This is a genomic window from Bacillus sp. FSL K6-3154, from assembly GCF_040869395.1.
Classification (GTDB): Bacteria; Bacillota; Bacilli; order Bacillales; family Bacillaceae; genus Bacillus; species Bacillus safensis.
This window is the reverse complement of sequence record NZ_CP152033.1, coordinates 412,392-431,683: the sequence shown is the minus strand read 5'-3', so window position 1 is coordinate 431,683 and position 19,292 is coordinate 412,392. Positions and strand designations below refer to the sequence as shown.

The following is a 19,292-nucleotide window of genomic DNA, read 5'->3' as shown; positions in this document are numbered from 1 at the left end:
GTTTAAGAAAGGAAGATACATACATATGTTTGGAATTGGTACAAAAGACCTTGGAATAGATCTTGGCACAGCGAATACGCTTGTTTTTATTAAAGGAAAAGGCATTGTTGTAAGAGAACCTTCGGTCGTAGCCTTGGAAACTGATACGAAGTCTATAGTGGCAGTCGGAAATGATGCTAGAAACATGATTGGCCGTACACCTGGTAATGTTGTGGCACTACGCCCAATGAAAGACGGTGTCATTGCAGATTACGAGACGACAGCAACAATGATGAAATATTACATTAATCAAGCATTAAAAGGCAAAGGGCTTTTTGCTCGTAAACCTTACGTCATGGTATGTGTACCATCTGGTATTACAGCTGTAGAAGAGCGTGCAGTCATTGATGCAACAAGACAAGCTGGTGCACGTGACGCATACCCTATTGAAGAACCATTTGCTGCGGCAATCGGTGCTAACCTTCCTGTATGGGAACCAACAGGAAGTATGGTTGTAGATATTGGCGGCGGTACAACAGAAGTAGCGATTATTTCTCTTGGCGGCATTGTGACATCACAATCAATCCGTGTGGCAGGAGATGAGATGGATGATGCGATCAGCAGCTACATCCGTAAAACGTATAATCTAATGATCGGTGATCGTACATCAGAAGCGATTAAAATGGAAATCGGTTCTGCGCAGCCTGACGTACATGATGAGATGGACATTCGCGGACGTGACCTTTTAACAGGTCTGCCAAAAACAATCTCTATTACGGCAGAAGAGATTGCAAAAGCGCTTCGCGATACGGTGGAAACAATTGTCGATGCAGTGAAAATGACTCTTGAAAAAACCCCGCCTGAGCTCGCAGCAGATATTATGGACCGCGGAATTGTTTTAACAGGAGGCGGTGCATTACTGCGTAATCTTGACAAAGTCATTAGCGATGAAACGAAAATGCCAGTCATTATTGCAGAAGACCCGCTTGACTGTGTGGCAATCGGGACAGGGAAAGCACTAGAACATATTCATTTGTTCAAAGGAAAATCAAAAGATAATCGATAATCGGGCGTAATTAAAGAGGTGTAAGACATGCCGCAGTTTTTTATGAATAAAAGATTAATGTTGCTCCTTGTCTGTGTCATCGTACTGGTGGCCATGATTGGTTTTTCAGTGAAAAGCGGCAGAGGTGCTTCATGGCCGGAAAAATTAGTGGGGGATACGACAGGCTTTTTTCAAGGTGTCTTTCATAAACCATCACAATTTATTGCCGGTATTTATGGGAACGTACAAGATTTAAAGAACACATATGATGAAAACGAGCGTCTTCGAAAAAAACTTGATGGACAAACTCAATATGAGGCGAAACTTCAAGAACTAGAAGATGAGAACAAAAAGCTTCGCAAACAGCTTGGCTATGTGAACTCTATTCGTGACTACACGCCAATTCTATCAACTGTTATCGCAAGAAATCCTTCTCTTTGGGATAGCTTTGTGATGATTGATAAAGGGAAAAAACAAGGCGTGGAAAAAGATATGGCAGTCACAAATGAAAGTGGCGCATTAATTGGGAAGATTGAAAGTGATAAGCTCAACAATTTTACTTCGACTGTAAGATTGCTAAGCTCTACTGACCAAAATAATAGAATTTCAACGAAAATTTTTGCGAAAAAGGGCAAAGAAGAACTCAATGGAATCATTAACGGTTATGACAGCAAGAAAAAAATGCTGACTATGAATATTCTGAAATCCGATGCAGATGGGGATGTCAAAAAAGGAGATCTTGTTGAAACATCTGGAGCAGGGGGCGTATTCCCGCAAGGCTTAACGATTGGTAAGGTAAGTGAAATCGAGCCAGACCATTACGGCCTGACAAAGATCATTTACGTAGAACCAGCGGCTGAACTCAACAATTTAGACCGCGTGATTGTGGTGAATCGCAGCACAAGTACAGCAGATGCATCTGAATTGACGAAGGAGGAAGGCTCGTGAAACGTGTCCTTCTTGCTTTCGTCATGTTGTTTATCTTCGTATTTGACAGCATTTTTGTTGATTTAGTGAAGCTCCCATTTGTTTCAGAGAATCAAATTTTAGCTCCTCATTTCATTTTACTCGCACTTGTATTTATGACTGCTTTTGTGAATCAAAAATATGGTGTGATTTACGGATTTATCTTTGGACTTTTATATGATATTTCATATACAGGCATACTTGGTGTTCATATGTTTGGCTTTGGGGCGCTTTGCTATTTGTTAGCAAAAGCCTTTAAAGTTCTGCAAACGAATATGTTAGTCGTTGTCTTTCTGTCGATTATTGCTGTTTCCGTGATGGAGTTTTATGTATACGGCGTTCAAGCGACAATTCAACCAGGGATTATGCCGTTTAATACGTATGTCATCGAACGCTTTATTCCAACGATTCTTTTAAATACTGCTGCGTCTCTCATACTTGTTGTGCCGTTTAGGCTCTTTTTCACCCACGTGAAACAAGGACTGATCGACGAATAAAAGCAGGAGTTTGTCCAATTACGGCGAAATGAGTATGTTGTTGAGGTGAGCATCTTGAAAACTCAAAAACAGCAATATGTGACGATAAAAGGTACAAAAAACGGATTAACATTACAGTTAAATGATGACTGTTCGTTTGATGACCTTCTTTCCGGCTTGCGAGAGGTTCTATTACTTGAGCAATATACAGATGGAAGAGAAGGACATAAGGTCAATGTGCATATTAAGCTTGGTTTTCGGTATTTAACAGAGGATCAGGAGACGCGTTTGACTGAAGCGGTGTCTGAAAATGAACATCTCGTCATCCACTCCATTGAAAGTGAAGTCATGTCAACTGAAGAGGCGAGACGATTAAAAGCAGAGGCTGAAATTACTTCTGTAGCAAAAATTGTACGCTCTGGACAGGTGCTGCATGTCGAAGGAGATCTTTTATTAATAGGAGATGTCAATCCTGGCGGAACGATTCGCGCAGGAGGAAATATTTTTGTGCTTGGCGCTTTAAAAGGTGTGGCGCATGCTGGATGTAATGGCAACAAACAGGCTGTTATTGCAGCATCTCATATGATTCCAACACAGCTTCGCATCGCACAAGTTTTTAACCGCGCGCCAGACCAAAAAGAAGATGGAAATGAAATGGAATGTGCTTATTTAGATATAGATGGCAATATGATCATTGAACGCCTGCAGCAATTGGCTCATATAAGACCTAATCTGACAAGGCTTGAGGGAGGAATGTGAAATTGGGCGAGGCTATTGTGATTACCTCAGGAAAAGGCGGCGTTGGCAAAACAACAACATCTGCAAACTTAGGCACAGCACTAGCAATTCAAGGAAAAAAAGTGTGTCTAGTTGATACCGATATCGGCCTTCGGAATCTGGATGTCGTGATGGGGCTAGAAAACCGCATTATTTATGATCTAGTCGATGTAGTAGAAGGAAGATGCAAAATTCATCAAGCGCTTGTAAAAGATAAGCGTTTCGAGGATCTTTTGTATCTTTTACCTGCTGCTCAAACAAGTGATAAAACGGCTGTAGAGCCGGAACAGATCAAAGAATTAATTCAATCATTGAAACAAGACTTTGATTATGTTGTTATTGACTGCCCTGCTGGAATTGAGCAAGGCTTTAAAAATGCTGTATCCGGTGCAGACAAGGCCATTGTCGTGACGACGCCTGAAATCTCAGCTGTGAGAGATGCGGACCGAATCATCGGTTTGTTAGAACAAGAAGATATCGAACCGCCTCGTTTGATTGTCAATCGTATTCGTACACACATGGCGAAAAATGGCGATTCAATGGATGTAGATGAAGTGGTACATCACTTATCGATTGATCTACTTGGCATTGTAGCAGATGATGATGATGTGATTAAGGCTTCAAACAATGGTGAACCAATTGTTATGGATGCTAAAAACAAAGTATCGATTGCCTATCGCAATATTGCCCGCCGGGTACTAGGCGAATCTGTTCCGCTTCAATCTTTTGAAGAAGAAAACAAGGGAATGTTTGCAAAGCTCAAAGCATTTTTTGGTGTAAGAGCATAATCACTGAACCGTGATAGAAAACCTTTGCAGTCTAGGAAAGACGGCTACCTTTGCGAAGCGAATTTGACATTCGTGAGTACCGGAGCGCAGACCTGACACCGAATGCGAGGGTTTGTCTGTACGCTGAGGCCGATTCGATGAGAATCGGTCTTTTTGTTGCATATCAGATGGGGTTGTCACATAAAATGTACAAACTGTTTGTATGTAAAGGGTGATCTCATGAAAAGAGTGGACGAGTACCGAAAGAAAATCGCACAGCGCCGCAAAATGATGCAGCCAGCTGCTCCCCCTAAGAAGACGGCTTTCAAGAAAAAAGAAGATATCCCGCCATGGGTTATGATGACAGAGGAAGAAAAGCATTCTGGCTCGACCTCCTATGAACCGGCGTCCCATCAGCCAAAGAAATATCGTCATCCCTTATTTAACCCGAATACCTTTGTGCTTAAATGCTTATTATCAGCGTCCCTTGTTTTGATTGCAGCCATTTCATTTAAAGGTCAGACAGGTCCGTTTCAGCAGCTGAAGCCGATGATTACTCAGACTTTTGAGCAAGATTTTCAATTTGCTGCTGCTAACCGCTGGTTTGAAAAAACAGTTGGACATCCGCTGGCTTTTTTAACAGAGAAAAAAGATGGCCAAAAGGACGTACAAGCGAATCAAGAACTAGCTGTTCCTGCCTCTGGTAAAGTGCAGGAATCCTTTACGCAAAATGGAGCAGGTGTCAAAGTGGAGACATCCGCTGAAGCCATTGATAGTATGAAGGAAGGCTATGTGGTCGAGGTGAAAAAGCAAAGCGATACAGGGCTTACCGTTGTAGTGCAGCATGCAGATAACAGCTATAGCTGGTACGGTCAATTAAAGAAAGCCGATGTGGCCTTATACGATTTTGTCGATAAGGGTGAAAAAATTGGCCAGATTTCGCTTGATGATCAAGGGAAGGGCACGTATTACTTTGCTATTAAGCAAAATGAACAATTTATCGATCCTATTCAGGTGATGACCTTTGAATAGATGGCTGCTCATGCTGACGAAAATTCACATCCATCCGCTGCTGTGGATTGTGATGGCGTTTGCGATTCTGTCAGGTCAAATCAAGCCGCTGCTTTGTCTGCTCGTGATTGTCTGTGTCCATGAACTTGGACATGCAGCGGCTGCCTGCTATTATCATTGGCGCATTCGGCGGATTTTTTTACTGCCATTTGGCGGAACGGTGGAAGTAGAGGAACATGGGAACCGTCCGTTAAAAGAAGAGCTGGCGGTCATTTTGTGCGGGCCGCTTCAGCATGTACCGCTCCAGCTCATGGCATGGCTTTTCATGGAGGCTTCTCTTATCTCGCACGACGTCTTTACGATGTTTACCTTTTATAATATGGCGATTTTCCTTGTGAATCTTTTGCCCGTTTGGCCGCTTGATGGCGGAAAATTATTCTTTTTGCTCTTATCTGTTTTTTACCCTTTCCAACGTGCACATGCCCTAGCAATAAAAGGCTCACTTGTCTTTTTCGGTCTATTGACAGGAGGGTTACTTTTGTTTGCACCGCTGCAATTCAATGGCTGGGTGCTGCTTACTTTTTTAGCTTATTCACTCGTGATGGAGCACAGGCAGCGGCATTACGTCAGGGTTCGCTTCTTACTAGAACGGTATTACGGTAAAAAAGAGCAAAAGGTAGAAAAACTGATTCCGCTGAGAGCAAGTGCAGAGGAAAAAGTATACGAAGTGATGGCACGATTTCAAAGGGGCTGCAAGCATCCGATTATTATTGAAAGAGATGGCGTGAAGATGAGCCAGCTTGATGAAAATGAACTGCTCCATGCGTATTTTTCAGATCGCAGAACCACCTCCTCAATGGAAGAGCTTCTTTTACCGTACTAATAGTGAAAATACATTGACATTCTGCGTCTAGTTTGATATATTTTTTAATGTTATGGATATGTAGCACCCGTGCTACAACCGCGCGGAGCAGGTGTAAAGTGCCTATGGCCCCCTGTATTCGGCGAGTCTGAGTTTATTAGGAGGTGCAGAGATGTACGCAATTATCGAAACTGGTGGTAAACAAGTAAAAGTTGAAGAAGGTCAAACTGTTTATGTTGAAAAACTAGCTGCTGAAGCAGGTGAAACAGTAACTTTCGAAAACGTATTGTTTGTCGGCGGAGACACTGTCAAAGTGGGTAACCCTTCAGTTGCTGGAGCAACAGTAACGGCTAAAGTTGAAAAACAAGGTCGCGGTAAGAAAATTACTGTGTTCAAGTACAAACCGAAGAAAAACAACCACAAGAAACAAGGTCATCGTCAACCTTACACTAAAGTTGTTATCGAAAAAATCAACGCTTAAGGCGTGTGAGTGATATGATCAAAGCAACCATTACTCGGTCTTCAGCAGATGAAAGCATTACGTCTTTTCAGATGACTGGACATGCCGAGTTTGCTGAAAAAGGTCAGGATCTCGTTTGTGCAGGTGTATCTGCTGTTGTTTTTGGCTCAGTCAATTCAATTATTGCACTGACAGGATTGGACCCACTGCTTGATATTGGTGAAGATGGCGGCTACTTCTCTTTTGAACTGCCGGCTGATACAGATCCAGTATCCTTTGAAAAAGCCCAGCTGCTTTTAGAAGGCATGGTCGTTTCCTTAGAGACAATTGAACGAGATTATCACGATTATGTGAGAATATCAACAAAAAAATAGGAGGTGAACTTCATGCTTAGATTAGATCTTCAATTTTTCGCATCTAAAAAAGGGGTAGGTTCTACAAAGAACGGACGTGACTCTGAGTCTAAACGTTTAGGCGCTAAACGTGCTGATGGTCAATTCGTAACTGGTGGTTCTATCCTTTATCGTCAACGTGGAACGAAAATCTATCCAGGTGAAAACGTTGGACGCGGAGGCGACGACACTCTTTTCGCTAAAATCGACGGAACAGTTAAATTCGAACGTTTCGGTCGTGACCGTAAAAAAGTGAGCGTATATCCTGCGGCACAATAATTGCTAAAAACTCCGGTCATTGACTGGAGTTTTTTCACTTTTTACAAGCAGTACCGAAGATGATAAAAGAAGATGCACTCCATAAATATCAAAGAACGTTTGCTGACTTTGCCTCATTTTCTCCTATACGATCAGAAAAAACAACCTTTCCTCACATAACTAGTGTTTTTCTATGCTGTCTTCTCTGTTATAATTCAGGGAGACATATTGATGATAAGACTCCTAAAAGAGAGACCAAACGATTGGGAGTGCGATAATGGAAGAGATACCAAGTAAAGAAAATGAAAAATTAACTCACGTTGCATTAACAAATGAATTGATCTATCTGCTCAGTCGTTCAAGACACGACTGGATGAATAAATTACAGCTGATCAAAGGCAACTTGACATTAGAAAAATATGACCGCGTGTTTGAAATTATAGAAGAAATGGTCATTGAAGCACAGCATGAATCCAAACTCTCAAATTTAAAAATTCCCCAATTGGCCTATTACTTTCTAACATTTAATTGGGAGTCGCATTTTATCACCTTAGAATATGAAGTGCTTGGTGAAACCCGAGACTTATCAGCATATGAATCGCAGCTGCTAACGGTATCACAGGAGTTGTTTTCGATATTCGATCAATCAGTTTGCCAAAAAACTGAAAATCATTTAACGGTCACTTTCCAAACAGATCATGAAGAAAATGATGTGATCTTATATTTTGATTTCAAAGGAAAATTAACAAGTTTGGATGCGTTAAATGCGTTTCATGACGCAAACTATCCATGTATGAGTATAACGCAATTTCATGTGACGCCTCATGAGTCCATGATTGAGCTTTGTTTGAGGCAAGAACGAGATATGTGATGCAGAGAAACGGAGGAAGTTATGTTTGTAGATCAGGTTAAAGTGTATGTTAAAGGCGGTGACGGCGGAAACGGTATGGTGGCGTTCCGTCGTGAAAAATATGTACCAAAGGGCGGCCCAGCAGGCGGCGACGGCGGAAATGGTGCAGATGTTGTATTTGAAGTAGACGAAGGGCTTAGAACGTTAATGGACTTTCGTTATAAGCGCCATTTCAAGGCTGACCGCGGCGAGCACGGAATGAGTAAAAACCAGCATGGCCGAAATGCGGAAGAAATGATTGTCAAAGTTCCGCCGGGTACGGTTGTGACAGATGCAGAGACGGAACAAGTACTAGCTGACTTGACAGAGCATGGGCAGCGGGCTGTAATTGCCAAAGGCGGACGTGGCGGACGTGGGAATTCACGCTTCGCAACACCAGCAAACCCTGCACCACAGCTGTCTGAAAACGGTGAGCCAGGTAAAGAACGTGACGTCATCTTAGAATTAAAAGTACTTGCAGATGTTGGACTTGTTGGTTTCCCAAGTGTCGGGAAGTCAACGCTGCTCTCGATTGTCTCTTCTGCGAAACCAAAAATTGCGGATTATCATTTTACAACGCTTGTACCGAACCTCGGGGTTGTTGAAACAGACGATAACCGAAGCTTTGTTATGGCGGATCTGCCAGGACTGATCGAAGGAGCGCACGAAGGCGTTGGCTTAGGTCATCAATTTTTACGTCATATTGAGCGTACACGTGTCATTGTCCATGTCATTGATATGTCTGGACTTGAAGGACGTGACCCATACGAAGACTACGTGACGATTAATGAAGAGCTTGAGCAGTACAATATGAGATTGACAGAGCGTCCGCAAATCATTGTTGCGAACAAAATGGACATGCCAGATGCAGCTGACAATCTAGAGGCATTTAAAGAAAAATTAACGGATGACTATAAAGTGTTCCCGATTAGTGCGATCACAAGAGAAGGGCTTCGTGAGCTCTTATTTGAAATCGCCAATCAGCTTGAAACAACACCGGAATTCCCGCTCTATAATGAAGAGGAGCTGTCGGATAACCGCGTGATGTACAGGTTTGATGAAGGCGATGCACCATTTGAGATCTCTAGAGATCCTGATGGCACATTTGTCTTAACGGGTAAAGCACTTGAGCGTCTGTTTAAGATGACAGACTTCTCAAGAGATGAATCTGTTAAACGATTCTCTAGACAGCTGCGCGGAATGGGTGTCGATGATGCCTTGCGTGAGCGCGGAGCAAAAGATGGCGACATCATTCGTCTGCTTGAATTTGAATTCGAATTTATTGATTGATCAAAAGGAGGGTCCAGACCATGGGCTCTCCCGTTTTTAAAAGGGGAGAAAACAGGTGAAAGAAGAAACGTTCTATTTAGTAAGAGAGGATGTACTTCCAGATGCGATGCGAAAAACGCTTGAAGTCAAAAAGCTTCTCGATCGCAAAAAAGCGGATTCAGTTGCCGATGCTGTTCAAAAAGCGGATTTAAGCCGCAGTGCTTTTTATAAATACCGAGATGCTGTTTTTCCATTTTATACAATGGTGAAAGAGCAGATCATCACATTGTTTTTCCACCTTGAGGATCGGTCTGGGGCTTTATCAAGACTGCTTCAAATTGTGGCTGACTCTGGCTGTAATGTGTTATCCATTCACCAAACGATTCCGCTGCAAGGAAGAGCGAATGTCACCTTATCAATTAGTACAGCTGGTATGGCAGATGATATCAACACCGTCATGAATCAATTAAGAAAGCTTGAATTTGTCGAAAAAGTCGAAATTCTCGGTTCTGGGGCGTAAAAGGAGAGATCATAGCAGATGAAGCAATTAACTGTAGGTTATTTTGGACCAGAGGCAACATTTACTCATTTGGCCGTATGCTCTTGTTTTCCAAAAGATGCGGTGCAGCGTGCCTATGCAACGATTCCGCAATGTATGGATGCTGTGTCAAAAGGCGAAGTCGATTTGGCGGTCGTTCCACTTGAAAATGCACTCGAAGGCTCTGTGAACTTAACGATTGATTATTTAATTCATGAAGAAGCGCTGTCCATTGTGGGGGAGATGACAGCACCAATTCGGCAGCATTTGCTTGTCCACCCATCAAGAGCGGAGAGCTGGGAGACGTTAGATGTCATTCAATCGCATCCTCACGCGATTGCCCAGTGTCATCAATTTCTGAAAAAGCAGTACCCTCATATTCCTCATCGGCCAGTGGAATCAACAGGCTATGCAGCAAAATACATCAGTGAGCATCCAGATGAAGCTGTCGGGGCTATTGCCAATGAAATTGCCGCAAAAACGTATGGTTTGGCGATTGCAAAAAAAGACATTCATGATTATCCGCACAACCATACACGCTTTGTGATTTTACATAAAGATCCTAACGCATCGTTCCCAATGAATTCTGGTTTCTCATCAAAGCCAAAAACGACCATTGTGGTCAGTCTGCCTAAGGATGACCAATCAGGCGCATTGCACCGCGTGCTGTCTGCTTTTTCTTGGCGGAATCTTAACTTGTCAAAAATTGAATCTCGTCCGACAAAAACAGGTCTTGGACATTATTTATTTATTATTGACATTGAAAAAGAAATGGATGATGTCCTCGTCCCTGGTGCGATTCAAGAATTAGAAGCGATTGGCTGTGAGGTCAAGCTGCTTGGCAGCTATCAAACATATGAATTAACGAATGAAAAATAGTGTCCCGTGCAGGACACTATTTTTTTAGTCTTTTATTAAAAACCCAGCGTCATCCAGCGCTTGAATGGCTTGGTCAAGCTGCTTTTGGCTGTAAGAAGTGAGAGTATGCAGATGCACGCCGTCTGTTAGTTCTGACAAGTAGGACGCGCGGGTGTTAGAAATATGATGGACAAAATCAGCGACTTGTTTCCGTGTGCTGACGCGAATAGAGGCCGTTAGTTCACCATAAACAGGGTGCTCAATGATCACATCTTTCACCGTCACTCCAAAGTCTACAATCAAGGTCAGTTCCTCTTCTGTACGAGCAGGATCATGTTTGCAGGCGATGATTTGTTCAATTTCTCTTTCTGGCGCATGCTGCGCTGCCATATACACATAGCCTTGGCTTGTGGCAATAATGGGTTCGTTTTTTGCTTTTAATAATGAAATATCTTGTACAATGACTTGCCGAGAGACAGCAGCCTTTTTAGCTAAAAAGCTTCCAGTAAGGGGTGTATCTGTTTCTTTCAGCCACTCTAAAATGGCGTTTCTTCTTTCTTCGCCAATGAGTTTCCTCTCTTGCTCCACGTCCTAAGCTCCCTTCTTCTCCTTTTGCAAATGCTCAAATGTATGCAAAAGCTGATCGATGTCATCTTTTGATGACTGATATCCAAATGATAGTCGAATAAATTGTAGGGCATCACGATCTGATACACGCAATGCCTTCACAGCAGGGGAAGGATGGTGATAACCGGAAGCACATGCGCTTCCAGTAGATAGACAAATCCCATGCCGGTTACATGCTAACATTACATATTGTCCTTCAAACCCTTCAAAAAAACAACCAATAATATGAGGAAGCGTGCGGCGATTGTCATTGTCCTGAAGTGTACGAACTGGCAGCTGTCTTATTTTTAATTGCTGAAGAAAATAATCACGCAGCTGCTTATCTAATTTTTGCTGTTCATCCAGCCTAAGCATCGCTTGTTCACTTGCGGCAGCAAAAGCACCGATACATGGAACGTTTACTGTCCCTGGACGTAAGCCATTTTCCTGAACTGCTCCTGTATATAAAGGTTTCCAAGGAACATGAGCGCCCATATAAACGGCACCAGCGCCTTTAGGAGCATACACTTTATGACTTGAGATGGACACAGCATCGACTCCAAGTTCTTTGATGGACACACGAATCTTTCCAAATGTTTGCACAGCATCTGTATGAAAAAGAATGTTCCTTTCTTTTAAAAGAGGCGCTAATTCAGCAAGCGGCTGGATAATTCCTGTTTCTGAATTAGCATGCTGAATAGATACTAGTCCTGTTTCAGGCAATAATGCTTTTTTGAGAATGTCCTTTGTTATGATTCCATCCTGATTCGGTTCAATGATCGTGACTTTTATGCCAAGACGCTCTAAGCTGCTAACTGCATAATGAACAGAAGGATGCTCAACTGAAGTTGTGATGACATGCTGTTGATGTGCTGGCAGTCCATTGATGATCGATTGAATCGCAAGGAGATTGGATTCAGTTCCACCGCTTGTAAAATAGATCCCATCCGGTTCACCCTCGATCATGGCAGCGAGTGATTGTCTGCTGTAAGTCAATATGTCATTTGCTTTTCCCCCAGCATCATGAAGGCTGCTTGCATTTCCGTAGAAATTTTTGCTTAGCTGCTCAAAAACATGCAGCGCTTCCTCTGAAACAGGTGTAGAAGCTGCGTAATCTAAATAAACCAACCCATCCATCTCCCGTGTGAAAATTTTTTCTTGTATTTATTTTAGTGTTGTGTAATGATATGTGTCAAGACAGGTGTAAATGACAGGAGGGGCAATGGTGTCATCAATCAAAAAAGTTATTGTGGTGGGATCAGGCATTGCAGCGCTTTCCTTTGCAAAAACCATTTCGAAAAGCTGCCAGGTCATCATGATGACAAAAAAACAATGTTCATCTAGTAATTCCATGCTGGCTCAAGGAGGAATCGCTGCTGCCTTTTCAGCACATGATTCAGCTGAGCAGCATGTGCAAGATACACTAGCTGCCGGCTGTGATCACAATGATGAAAGAACGGTACAAGAAATCGTGAGACTTGGAAAACACCTTGTGGAGCAGCTCGTAGCAGAAGGTTGTCCATTTGATCAAGATGAGGCGGGAGAGCCGCAATTAGGCAAAGAGGGAGCACATACCACTCATCGCATCTTGCATGCAGGAGGAGATCAATCAGGTAAAACTCTTGTACAGTTTCTGAAAAGTCAGCTCGGCTCACATATTCATTTATACGAATATCATCATGTCATTGATCTATTGATTCATGAAGGGACATGTACGGGTGTTGTATGGAAAGACGAGACAGGACACGTACATACGATGACCGCAGATGCCGTTGTTTTATCAACTGGCGGCTGCGGCTCCCTATATGAGACAAACACAAATGATCCTTCTATAACAGGAGACGGACTGATGATGGCCTATCGAGCCGGGGCACAATTAGTGGATCTCGAATTTGTTCAATTCCATCCAACTCTTTTAACAATCGCTGGAAAAGCAGTTGGCCTCATTTCAGAGGCAGTACGGGGAGAGGGAGCTTATTTAGAAGATGAAACAGGCAGGCGGATCATGAAAGGTATTCACCCACAAGCTGATTTAGCACCTAGAGATGTGGTCGCTAGAGCTATTTTTCATGAGCAGCAATTAGGTCATCAATTGTATCTTAACATCCATGATATCCCGCATTTTTCAGCTCGTTTTCCGGCCATAGCTCAGATGTGCCAGCGTGCAGGCGTCGATATGGAAAGCGGCAGGCTGCCAATTTCCCCCGGTATGCACTTTTTAATGGGCGGCATCAGCGTCAATGAATATGGAGAAACGACTGTTCCAAAGCTATTTGCCATTGGAGAAGCGGCCTGTACTGGCTTACACGGTGCGAATCGATTGGCGAGTAATTCTCTTCTGGAAGGTCTCGTGTTAGGCAGCAAAGCGGCACAGAGAATTGAACAACTGCCTAAACAGAAAGAAACAAGTCCACCTTTTTCAATTCAAGAAATATGGATGGTCCCAATGATTTCAACATCTCAACTGAGACAATGGATGACTACATATGCAGCCATTGTGAGAGATGAAAAAGGTTTACAGACTTTGCTTCATTCGTTGCAGCGTGTCAATTTTCAGCAAATTAATGTGAAGGATATCACAAATGAACAGATCGAATTAAGCAATCAATGGGCATTAGCGGTTTGCCTTGCCAAATCTGCATTACTCCGTACAGAAAGCAGAGGCGGCCATTATCGAATGGATTATCCAGAGCGGAGCGATGCGTTGTGGCGGGGCAGGCAGATTGTTCATGAAAAAGGTCACATTCATATCATGAAAAATGAAAGGATCGGTGCCAAATGGAACGTTTACAGTTAAAACAGATGCTCACTCATTTTTTCACAGAAGATATTGGCTTTGGAGATGTATCAGCAGATGCCATCTTTGGGGACAAGAAGGGAACAGCTTTTATCATTGCGAAACAATCTGGTGTATTGGCAGGATCACAAGTGATTGATCTAGGGTACCGCCTGTTGAATGAACAGATTCAAACGGAGCTGTATTTTCAAGAAGGTGATTGGATTCATTCAGGCGCTGTACTGGCGAAAATAAAGGGCCCAGTCAACGACTTATTAAAGGGAGAGAGGGTCATTTTAAATCTTTTGCAGCGAATGACAGGTATCGCCACCTTAACACATGAGGCGGTGCAGCGATTAGGCGACCCGTCTATTACGATTTGTGATACGAGAAAAACGACACCCGGCCTGCGTATGTTAGAGAAATACGCAGTGAAGACAGGCGGTGGAAAGAATCATCGCTTTGGCTTATCGGATGGGGTGATGATTAAAGATAATCATATTGCCGCATGCGGTTCTATTCGTGAAGCTGTAGAGAAAGCAAGAGCATATGCCGGTCATATGGTGAAAATTGAAGTGGAAATTGAATCAGAAACGCAGCTTATAGAAGCCATTGATGCAAAAGCGGATGTCATCATGTTTGATAACTGCTCTCCGGACGAAGTAAAACGTTTTAAACAAATGACGCCAGAGTCCATTCTGACAGAGGCTTCAGGGGGCATCACGCTAGAGACATTGCCAAGCTACAGGGGGACAGGAGTCGACCTTATTTCACTTGGTTTTCTGACTCATTCTGCTCCAGCATTTGATTTTAGTATGAATATGGAATTCAGTCATAAAGGGGGAACAACTCATGTCCATGCTTAATGTATTAGCCAATCAACATGCAGTCATGATGCCAGATGAATATAAACACCGCTCTGATGATGAGATGAAGCAGCGAGTGTTAGACATTAAGCGGGCTTTTGGTTCAAAGCTTTTTATACCAGGCCACCATTATCAAAAGGATGAGGTCATTGAATTTGCAGATGCAACAGGAGATTCATTGCAGCTGGCACAAATAGCGGCTGACAATCATGAGGCTGAATACATTGTATTCTGCGGTGTTCATTTTATGGCAGAAACGGCAGATATGCTGTCAAACAAGAATCAGAGCGTTGTATTGCCAGATATGAGGGCAGGCTGTTCCATGGCAGATATGGCAAATATGAAACAAACAGACAGAGCATGGGAGCAGCTCACTAATTTGTTTGGGGATACAATACTTCCGCTTACGTATGTCAATTCAACAGCAGACATTAAAGCATTTGTTGGCAAACATGGCGGGGCAACAGTGACTTCATCAAATGCTAAAAAAGTACTCGAGTGGGCGCTGACACAAAAAGAGCGGATTCTGTTTCTCCCTGATCAGCACCTAGGACGTAATACAGCATTTGATTTAGGTATTCCGCTAGAAGAAATGGCTGTCTGGGATCAGATAGAAGAAAAGCTTATCACCGATCAGCCGCTTTCCCGGATCAAGATGATTTTATGGAAAGGCCATTGCTCTGTACATGAGAAGTTTACCGTTCGGAATATAGAAGAAATGAGAAAAAAAGATCGTGACATTCAAATTCTTGTTCATCCTGAATGCACGCATGAGGTCGTAAGGGCTTCTGACCTAGCAGGTTCAACGAAATTTATTATTGATACGATCAAACAGGCGCCAGCAGGAAGCAAATGGGCGATTGGAACAGAGATGAATTTAGTCAAACGGATCATAGCGCAGCACCCAGATAAACAAATTGAATCCCTTAACCCAGATATGTGTCCATGTTTGACTATGAACCGGATTGATCTGCCTCATTTGCTATGGTCACTGGAAAGCATTGAGAAGGGTCAGCCGGCCGGGTTGATACAGGTCAATGAAGACATCACGAAAGACGCTTTGCTTGCACTTGAGAAAATGCTCGCCATTAAATAATGAATCAGCCCCTCCTATCAGAAAACAAGTTTTTATCATATCGGCTTGTAAATAGGCATAAATTTATGTTGAAACATATTGTACTTCTGACATAACCGTTACGTTCACGTTTTGCATAGGAGGGGAAAACGTTGAAAATTCATATTGTGCAAAAAGGAGACTCCCTTTGGAAAATTTCAAAGAAATACGGAGTCGACTTTCAAGAATTGAAAAAACTAAATTCACAGCTCAGTAATCCTGATTTAATCATGCCGGGTATGAAGATTAAAATTCCATCTAGTGGTGTTCCTGTAAAAACAGATCATCACAAAGCAAAAGAAATGCCAAAAACGAAAGAACATCCGTATGTGAAAGAAAAGCCAAAAGATGTCGTGCAAGTGCAAGATACGAAACCGAAGGAAAAGCCAAATGAACCGGTACCATATGTACCGCCAGTGCCAAAAATCGAGCAGCCAGTTTTTCCGCAAGTGGATGTGAACTATTATCAGACCAATCTCTACCAGCCATTCACACCTCCTCCCAAAAAAGATCATCATGAAAAAAAAGATCACGTTCATGAGAAGAAAGATCATGTTCATGACAAAAAGGATCACAAGGATCATTTTCATCATGAAAATAAAGACCACAAAGATAACAAGGGTCATGTCCATCATGAAAATAAGGAACATAAAGATCACAAGGACCATTTTCATCATGAAAATAAAGGTCATCTAAAAGATGAAGTGGCAAAGGGGTATGATCCGTTTATTCATATTCCGCATCAAAAAGAGGAGGGAAAAGACATGGAGCATGGCAATTATCCGAACCTTCCTAACTTCCCGCAAATGCCAAATGTGGGAGGGGCAGCGGTAGGGGGAATGGCTGAAAATAACGAGCATCATCACCAGCATCATCATCATGAACCATATGATCCTTATTTTGGTTATGGTCATGGTCATTACATGCCGGCGATGTATCCATATCCGCAGCAAATGGTGCCGGCATCGCCAATTTTACCGGGATCAGGCTTATGTTATCCTATCCATCCATATTATCACCATCATATGATGCCATATCCATACCCGGCTCATCCTTATTATCCTGCGTATCAAGCGCCTGCTTACTACGGAGAAAATCATGAGCACCATGCAAACGACGGACATCACTGGCATCACCATACGCATCCAAACGCCAATGCAAATGCCAACGCAAATGCCAACGCAAATCAAGGCTTTTTTCCAAACGTTTCAAATGCAGCATATGGCAAGGAAGATTGCGGATGCGATGATGGCATGAAGCATCATCAGCCTTGGCCGGGACATTATCCGAATCCTGTTCCTTATGGCCAAATGGGGGCTTATCCAGCTCAGCCTTACATGCAGCCATATCCAGGTCAATCCGTTTTTGCAAGGCCGGAGGAAGAAGAAGAAGATTAATGACAGAAGGAACGATCTCAATCGTTCCTTTCAGCGTGTAGACAAACCCTCGCATTCGGTGTCAGGTCTGCGCGCCGGTACTCACGAATGTCAAATTCGCTCCGTTCCGGTGCTCGCCTCCTAGATTGCAAAGGTTTTCTATTACGCTGAAAAGAAGACAAATGGCTAAAATCAAGAACATTTTAGAATTTGTCACCAGTCAGAAGGAACGATCTCAATCGTTCCTTTTTTTGTTTATAACTGACAGCTTGATTTTTTTCCTAACTGTACATGCTAAAACAGAGCCTGTTTCGCGCTCATGAGATTGAATTTGTACAGGGGGTTTTTCGTTTGAGACAAAAATGGCAAAAAACAATCGCATTAGTGCTTCTTCCTATTGGTTTAACGGCATGTGGTGCAAATAATAACGCAGGTGTCGATACACGTCATAATCAATCAGGCCAGCCGGTTGGTTATCATTCGAATCAACGAGCGGAAGACAACAACCAAGATCATCAAGGACCAGTTTCTGAACTCATGGAGGGAATGAACGGGAGAAATACAACAAATGTTGATTACCGTACACGTCCTCAAGCTGATGATCGAATGCCTCTCACAGGTGGAGATGGACGCTACAGTCATGGAGATATGAACTATCATAACCAAATGTCGTTCTCAGGCTACGATAAACAAGAGAACATCCAGCGTTCAAGAAAAATTGCCAACCGCATCAATAAAATGAATCACGTGGCAGACTCTCAAGTCATGGTGACGGATGAGAATGTGTATATTGCCATTAAATCAGATGGCCGCCTGACGTCAGAAGGCGTATCACAAGTAGAAGAAGCAGCGACTCGTTATGCGGATGGAAGAGCAGTCCAAGTCATAAAAGATGAAGGTGCATTCACACGCTTTAGAGACATGAGAAGAACGCAATTTGAAACAGGCCAAACAGGCATGACCCGATAGTTTGACACAAAAAGGCTAAAGTTCATTACGAACTTTAGCCTTTTCTTAAAAATAAACCTTGATGCCTATATAAAATTCGTAAAAGAAATAACAGCCAAACCCTAGTAATAAAATACCAGCAATAATGGATGTCCACTTGATCATCGTTCGATTCATCACTTTTCTTGTTAAGGATACAAGTGTGAGAAGACCGATGTCATGAAGGAGAATCCCTGCCAAAATACCGCCGGCAGCCAGCATAAATTCAGATGAATCTGTTTTTGTATACGCATCCGCAAGTACAGCACCAAAAACAGAAACCCAGAACACAAGATTTCCAGGAGATACCGCCACGAGCAAGCCGTTTCGATATGTTTTTGCGAATGATTTATTGACCTTTTCTCCTGCTAAATGGATATCTTGATCCGCATTTTTAATGGAATCGTATGCGAGAATCATTAAAAATACAGCTCCGATCAGCCAGAGCGGGATTTGAACAAACGGCAAAGATAAAAACTGAGCAAATCCAGCATATAAAGCCATAATAAGTAATAAGTCTATGGTCATACCGCCTGCTCCGACAGTTAAACCATGAAAGAATCCGTTTTTGAGTCCCTGTTTTGTCATTTCAACCGTGATTGCTCCAACAGGCAGAGCAATTGAGAATCCTACGACGATAAATGTGAGAAATGTTTGCAATCGACTAGAACTTCCTTTGAATAAATTGTATAAAAATTCTCCGTTTAGATTAATTATACATAATAGGAGAAAAGGATCAATGTTTATTTCAGATTTGATTGAAATGATAGAGATAGATGATGTATAGAAGACTGTATATCAACATGATCCATAACGCTTGTAGGGGAAAGGAACTATTTTCCTGAATCTTCTTTTCTTCATGATGTCTCTATGCTACACTGATGTGGAAATCAATTAAAGTGACTAGGGGTGCCCGTAAATGGGCTGAGAGAGAAGCATAAGCTTCTTAACCCTTTGGACCTGATCTGGCTCGTACCAGCGTGGGGAAGTTAAAGATGATGCATGTATCCTATCAATGAT

22 protein-coding genes, 1 riboswitch and 1 other annotated feature are annotated in these 19,292 nt (G+C 42.6%); of the genes, 19 read left to right on the top strand and 3 right to left on the bottom strand.

Going from position 1 to position 19,292, the window contains the following annotated elements; all coding sequences use genetic code 11:
- The first annotated feature begins 25 nt into the window (after nt 1-25).
- The 14 genes from MHH61_RS02430 (at nt 26) to pheA (ending at nt 10,568) form a co-directional block, all read left to right on the top strand.
- The gene (locus MHH61_RS02430; protein ID WP_007501538.1) at nt 26-1,045 is read left to right on the top strand and encodes a rod shape-determining protein; all 1,020 of its coding nucleotides are present in this window, start codon (nt 26-28) and stop codon (nt 1,043-1,045) included.
- Nucleotides 1,046-1,072: 27 nt separating this feature from the next.
- Nucleotides 1,073-1,972, top strand: a complete 900-nt coding sequence (mreC, locus tag MHH61_RS02425; protein WP_024423163.1) for a rod shape-determining protein MreC — start codon at nt 1,073-1,075, stop codon at nt 1,970-1,972.
- Nucleotides 1,969-2,487: a rod shape-determining protein MreD gene (gene mreD, locus MHH61_RS02420; protein WP_024423162.1), complete on the top strand. Its 519-nt coding sequence runs from the start codon at nt 1,969-1,971 to the stop codon at nt 2,485-2,487. Before mreC ends, mreD begins: the two co-directional genes overlap by 4 nt.
- Before the next feature lie 54 nt (nt 2,488-2,541).
- Nucleotides 2,542-3,225: a septum site-determining protein MinC gene (minC, locus tag MHH61_RS02415; RefSeq protein ID WP_024423161.1), complete on the top strand. Its 684-nt coding sequence runs from the start codon at nt 2,542-2,544 to the stop codon at nt 3,223-3,225.
- Nucleotides 3,226-3,227: 2 nt separating this feature from the next.
- Entirely contained in the window at nt 3,228-4,031 is an 804-nt protein-coding gene (minD, locus tag MHH61_RS02410; protein WP_017358134.1) for a septum site-determining protein MinD, read from the top strand.
- 219 nt (nt 4,032-4,250) lie between these two features.
- Nucleotides 4,251-5,042: a M23 family metallopeptidase gene (locus MHH61_RS02405; RefSeq protein WP_041115090.1), complete on the top strand. Its 792-nt coding sequence runs from the start codon at nt 4,251-4,253 to the stop codon at nt 5,040-5,042.
- Nucleotides 5,035-5,904 (top strand): M50 family metallopeptidase, encoded by an 870-nt coding sequence (locus MHH61_RS02400; RefSeq protein ID WP_024423159.1) that lies wholly within the window; start codon nt 5,035-5,037, stop codon nt 5,902-5,904. Before MHH61_RS02405 ends, MHH61_RS02400 begins: the two co-directional genes overlap by 8 nt.
- Nucleotides 5,905-5,970: 66 nt before the next feature.
- Nucleotides 5,971-6,043: a sequence feature (ribosomal protein L21 leader region), on the top strand.
- 12 nt (nt 6,044-6,055) lie between these two features.
- Complete coding sequence (gene rplU, locus MHH61_RS02395; protein WP_003216781.1) at nt 6,056-6,364, top strand: 50S ribosomal protein L21; 309 nt, start codon at nt 6,056-6,058, stop codon at nt 6,362-6,364.
- A 14-nt stretch (nt 6,365-6,378) separates the two neighbouring features.
- Nucleotides 6,379-6,717 carry a ribosomal-processing cysteine protease Prp gene (locus tag MHH61_RS02390; RefSeq protein ID WP_034621123.1) on the top strand — a complete coding sequence of 113 codons (339 nt, stop codon included), beginning with the start codon at nt 6,379-6,381 and terminating at the stop codon, nt 6,715-6,717.
- 12 nt (nt 6,718-6,729) lie between these two features.
- Nucleotides 6,730-7,014 carry a 50S ribosomal protein L27 gene (rpmA, locus tag MHH61_RS02385; protein ID WP_003216586.1) on the top strand — a complete coding sequence of 95 codons (285 nt, stop codon included), beginning with the start codon at nt 6,730-6,732 and terminating at the stop codon, nt 7,012-7,014.
- Between the two features lie 256 nt (nt 7,015-7,270).
- On the top strand, nt 7,271-7,864 hold the full coding sequence (locus tag MHH61_RS02380) for a sporulation initiation phosphotransferase B (RefSeq protein WP_024423157.1): 594 nt from the start codon (nt 7,271-7,273) through the stop codon (nt 7,862-7,864).
- Between the two features lie 21 nt (nt 7,865-7,885).
- Nucleotides 7,886-9,172 carry a GTPase ObgE gene (obgE, locus tag MHH61_RS02375; protein ID WP_024423156.1) on the top strand — a complete coding sequence of 429 codons (1,287 nt, stop codon included), beginning with the start codon at nt 7,886-7,888 and terminating at the stop codon, nt 9,170-9,172.
- A gap of 55 nt (nt 9,173-9,227) precedes the next feature.
- Entirely contained in the window at nt 9,228-9,671 is a 444-nt protein-coding gene (locus MHH61_RS02370) for an ACT domain-containing protein (RefSeq protein WP_008342790.1), read from the top strand.
- Nucleotides 9,672-9,689: 18 nt separating this feature from the next.
- Complete coding sequence (gene pheA, locus MHH61_RS02365; RefSeq protein ID WP_024427846.1) at nt 9,690-10,568, top strand: prephenate dehydratase; 879 nt, start codon at nt 9,690-9,692, stop codon at nt 10,566-10,568.
- A gap of 24 nt (nt 10,569-10,592) precedes the next feature.
- Here the strand turns inward: pheA and MHH61_RS02360 are convergent, their stop codons facing one another.
- Together MHH61_RS02360 and MHH61_RS02355 are read right to left on the bottom strand one after the other, a co-directional pair.
- Nucleotides 10,593-11,135 carry a transcription repressor NadR gene (locus tag MHH61_RS02360; RefSeq protein WP_125586686.1) on the bottom strand — a complete coding sequence of 181 codons (543 nt, stop codon included), beginning with the start codon at nt 11,133-11,135 and terminating at the stop codon, nt 10,593-10,595.
- A gap of 3 nt (nt 11,136-11,138) precedes the next feature.
- Entirely contained in the window at nt 11,139-12,290 is a 1,152-nt protein-coding gene (locus tag MHH61_RS02355; RefSeq protein ID WP_081372088.1) for an IscS subfamily cysteine desulfurase, read from the bottom strand.
- A gap of 85 nt (nt 12,291-12,375) precedes the next feature.
- Here MHH61_RS02355 and nadB point away from each other — a divergent pair, with 85 nt between their 5' ends.
- The 5 genes from nadB to MHH61_RS02330 all read left to right on the top strand — a co-directional run bounded on the left by nadB (nt 12,376) and on the right by MHH61_RS02330 (nt 18,254).
- Nucleotides 12,376-13,950, top strand: coding sequence for an L-aspartate oxidase (nadB, locus tag MHH61_RS02350; protein WP_029707986.1), 1,575 nt, complete (start codon nt 12,376-12,378; stop codon nt 13,948-13,950).
- Nucleotides 13,932-14,795 carry a carboxylating nicotinate-nucleotide diphosphorylase gene (gene nadC, locus MHH61_RS02345; RefSeq protein WP_125586684.1) on the top strand — a complete coding sequence of 288 codons (864 nt, stop codon included), beginning with the start codon at nt 13,932-13,934 and terminating at the stop codon, nt 14,793-14,795. The genes nadB and nadC overlap by 19 nt, the downstream gene beginning before the upstream one ends.
- Nucleotides 14,782-15,891, top strand: coding sequence for a quinolinate synthase NadA (gene nadA / locus MHH61_RS02340; protein WP_025092436.1), 1,110 nt, complete (start codon nt 14,782-14,784; stop codon nt 15,889-15,891). The genes nadC and nadA overlap by 14 nt, the downstream gene beginning before the upstream one ends.
- Nucleotides 15,892-16,022: 131 nt before the next feature.
- Complete coding sequence (gene safA / locus MHH61_RS02335) at nt 16,023-17,306, top strand: SafA/ExsA family spore coat assembly protein (protein ID WP_125586682.1); 1,284 nt, start codon at nt 16,023-16,025, stop codon at nt 17,304-17,306.
- A 330-nt stretch (nt 17,307-17,636) separates the two neighbouring features.
- Nucleotides 17,637-18,254: a YhcN/YlaJ family sporulation lipoprotein gene (locus MHH61_RS02330; protein ID WP_024423149.1), complete on the top strand. Its 618-nt coding sequence runs from the start codon at nt 17,637-17,639 to the stop codon at nt 18,252-18,254.
- Between the two features lie 45 nt (nt 18,255-18,299).
- Here MHH61_RS02330 and MHH61_RS02325 read toward each other — a convergent pair whose 3' ends face one another.
- Nucleotides 18,300-18,932: a LysE family transporter gene (locus tag MHH61_RS02325; protein ID WP_056767994.1), complete on the bottom strand. Its 633-nt coding sequence runs from the start codon at nt 18,930-18,932 to the stop codon at nt 18,300-18,302.
- A gap of 235 nt (nt 18,933-19,167) precedes the next feature.
- Nucleotides 19,168-19,276: riboswitch (TPP riboswitch) on the top strand.
- Nucleotides 19,277-19,292 lie beyond the last annotated feature (16 nt).